Source organism: Endozoicomonas sp. ONNA2 (assembly GCF_024606365.1).
GTDB lineage: Bacteria > Pseudomonadota > Gammaproteobacteria > Pseudomonadales > Endozoicomonadaceae > Endozoicomonas.
This window is the reverse complement of record NZ_JAHHPO010000669.1, coordinates 1-2802: the sequence shown is the minus strand read 5'-3', so window position 1 is coordinate 2802 and position 2802 is coordinate 1. Positions and strand designations below refer to the sequence as shown.

3 protein-coding genes are annotated in these 2802 nt (G+C 53.1%); 2 read left to right on the top strand and 1 reads right to left on the bottom strand.

What is annotated here, in order from left to right; genetic code table 11:
• Positions 1–221, bottom strand: a 221-nt coding sequence (locus KDK14_RS11745; protein WP_257265310.1) for a hypothetical protein, incomplete at its 3' end; no start/stop codon positions are given.
• A 240-nt stretch (positions 222–461) separates the two neighbouring features.
• On the opposite strand from KDK14_RS11745, the gene KDK14_RS11740 reads away from it, so the two are divergent.
• Together KDK14_RS11740 and KDK14_RS11735 are read left to right on the top strand one after the other, a co-directional pair.
• Positions 462–1211, top strand: coding sequence for an SDR family NAD(P)-dependent oxidoreductase (locus tag KDK14_RS11740; protein ID WP_257265309.1), 750 nt, complete (start codon positions 462–464; stop codon positions 1209–1211).
• Positions 1211–2698, top strand: coding sequence for a deoxyribodipyrimidine photo-lyase (locus KDK14_RS11735; protein WP_257265308.1), 1488 nt, complete (start codon positions 1211–1213; stop codon positions 2696–2698). Before KDK14_RS11740 ends, KDK14_RS11735 begins: the two co-directional genes overlap by 1 nt.
• Positions 2699–2802 lie beyond the last annotated feature (104 nt).

The window sequence follows — 2802 nt, the reverse complement described above, 5'->3', positions numbered from 1 at the left end:
TCACCGCCTGCGCGGCCCGGCCCGATTGGGCGATGCTTTACGACGGGTTTGGTAATGCCTGCCATGGCCAGCAGGGTAGCCTGGATAATGGCGTGTTCCGCTTCGGGGATCAGGAAACCGGCCCTGACCAGTGGGGCCTTGTCGTCCTCCGGCAAAGAGGCCTGCCGGTTTCTTCTCCCCGGTAGCCCCGGAAATCCCCCGGAGCAACACATCATCAGCACTCTTAAACCGGTCCTTGTTGTCCTGCTGCTGGGCCGTTGTGGTCTGCTCTAGCTGGTTAGCCAATGACTTTTTTTTGGTTAATGACATGATGCAGGGGGATAATCATAGCCCGCCGGGCGATCTGTTGAATTACCGGGTCCGTACCAATAGGCCTATGCAGGTCAAAAGCAACGCCTTTCAGCCTGATCCCGCTTAAAAATAATGGTTCTCTACCGGACACACATCTTAAGGAGTGCTCTATGACAGAATTGAAATTGGGCTCATTCGATGAGGGCTTGCATGTTGCCGTCATCGGCGCTTCCGGTGCCATTGGCAAAGGCATGGTCCATTGGCTGGAGCAGGTACCAACGGTCAACAGAATTTATGCCTTTTCGCGCCGTGAGCCTGATTTTGACCGGGTCAATAAAACTGTTCTTCATTACCTGGATCTTCTGGATGAAAACAGTATTGCCAACAGTGCAAAGCACATTTCGGAACCGTTGGATCTGGTGATAATTACCACAGGTATCCTCCATGAGGGGGAAGAGCTTAAGCCGGAAAAGTCCATCAGGGATTTCCAGCCCGATCACTTTGCCAAAATCTTTGCCGTCAATACCACCGGGCCTGCCATGGTTGCCAAATATTTTCTTCCCAAAATGGCCAGAAACCGCAAAAATGTGTTTGCGGTTTTATCCGGCAGAGTGGGCAGCATTTCGGATAATCAATTAGGCGGCTGGTATGCCTACCGGGCATCCAAGGCGGCACTGAATATGATCATCAAGAGTCTGGCCATCGAAATTGCCAGAAAAAACAAGGCATCCATTATTGCTGCATTGCACCCGGGTACGGTTGATAGTCACTTGTCCATGCCGTTTCAGTCCGGTGTGCCTGAGGGCCAATTGTTTTCTGCGGACTATTCGGCAGAGCGGCTCCTGAATGTGATTGATCAACTGACGCCAGGAGACAGTGGCCACATGTTTGCCTGGGATGGAGAAAGGTTGCCTTTTTGATGATTACTATTCACTGGTTTCGTCAGGACCTCCGGTTGTCGGATAACCCATCTCTGTTCGAGGCGGCGGGCAATGGTCCGGTGCTTCCCGTCTTTATTCTGGATGACCACTCGGCCGCTCAGTGGGCTCCCGGCAGGGCCAGCCGCTGGTGGCTGCACCACTCACTGGCAGCATTAAACGACGCTTTGAATGGCCGACTGCTGGTGTTGCAGGGTGACGCACAAAAAGTGCTCCCGGCAGTGGCGGCGGAATATAAGGTGGATGCCGTTTATTGGAACCGTTGTTATGAACCCTGGCGGATCCAGCGGGACCAGCGCATCAAGAAAGCCCTGCGAAATGATGGCCTGGAGGCCAAAAGCTTCAATGGCTCCCTGCTCTGGGAACCATGGACCGTGCTGAAAAAAGACGGCACGCCCTACAAGGTATTTACCCCTTTTTATCGAAAAGGGTGCCTGGTATCTGAACCGCCCAGGGAACCGTTGCCGGTACCGAAAAAAATCAGATATGTTGCGGCAACGTCGAACAGCGACATAAATGACCTTGGTCTACTGCCTGCTAGAGGTTTTGTCCCCGCTCATAACCTTGACTCTGCCGGTGAGGCAAAACAGGTACGCTGGGACCATAATCTCTATGCCTATTGGTGTGAGCAGGGCAGGGGAGTTGGTGAGACAGCGGCAAAAAACAAACTTCAGGATTTTCTGGACAAAGGACTCAATGGCTATAAAACAGGGCGTGATTTCCCGGCCAGACGCAGCATTTCACAACTGTCTGCCCATCTTCATTTTGGCGAGGTATCCCCCAATCAGGTCTGGTACGCGTCGGCTGCGGCGACAACAGATGATAATGTGGAGACAGACCTGGATTGTTTTCACGCAGAGTTGGGCTGGCGTGAGTTTTCTTACTATCTGCTGTACCACTTCCCAACACTGCCGGAGCAAAACTTTCAGCCAAAGTTTGACGGCTTTCCCTGGCAGGAAAATCCTGAAAAACTCCGGCGATGGCAGAAGGGACTGACCGGCATCCCCATTGTGGATGCCGGGATGCGCGAACTCTGGCAAACCGGATTTATGCACAACCGGGTGAGAATGATTGTCGGCTCATTTCTGGTCAAAAACCTGCTGCAGCCATGGCGCCATGGGGAGGGCTGGTTCTGGGACTGTCTGGTGGACGCTGATCTGTCCAGCAATTCCGCCAGCTGGCAATGGGTGGCGGGTTCCGGTGCGGATGCGGCACCCTATTTCCGGATTTTTAATCCCGTGACCCAGGGGCAGAAATTTGATCCCGATGGGGAGTATATACGGCGATATGTGCCTGAGCTTGCCGGGTTGCCCAGTAAGTATCTGTTTGCGCCCTGGGAAGCTGATGAGAATATACTTTACCAGGCAGGGGTAACCCTGGGGGAAGATTATCCAACGCCTGTCGTCGATTTGAAAGAGTCCCGGACCAGAGCGTTAGAGGCGTGGCAGGCCATTCGAACTCAAAAATGACATCGTGCTCCTCTCCCTTTTTATATTTCTCTTTCAGTTCGCTGGTGGCTTTAGCCCGGATATTTCATAAACTGCCCCGAATCTCGCGCACGACCACATGGATG

Excerpts from the sequence above, each read along its gene's own strand:
- KDK14_RS11740 (WP_257265309.1), top strand. The coding sequence starts at position 462 with ATGACAGAATTGAAATTGGGCTCATTCGATGAGGGCTTGCATGTTGCC.
- KDK14_RS11735 (WP_257265308.1), top strand. The coding sequence starts at position 1,211 with ATGATTACTATTCACTGGTTTCGTCAGGACCTCCGGTTGTCGGATAAC.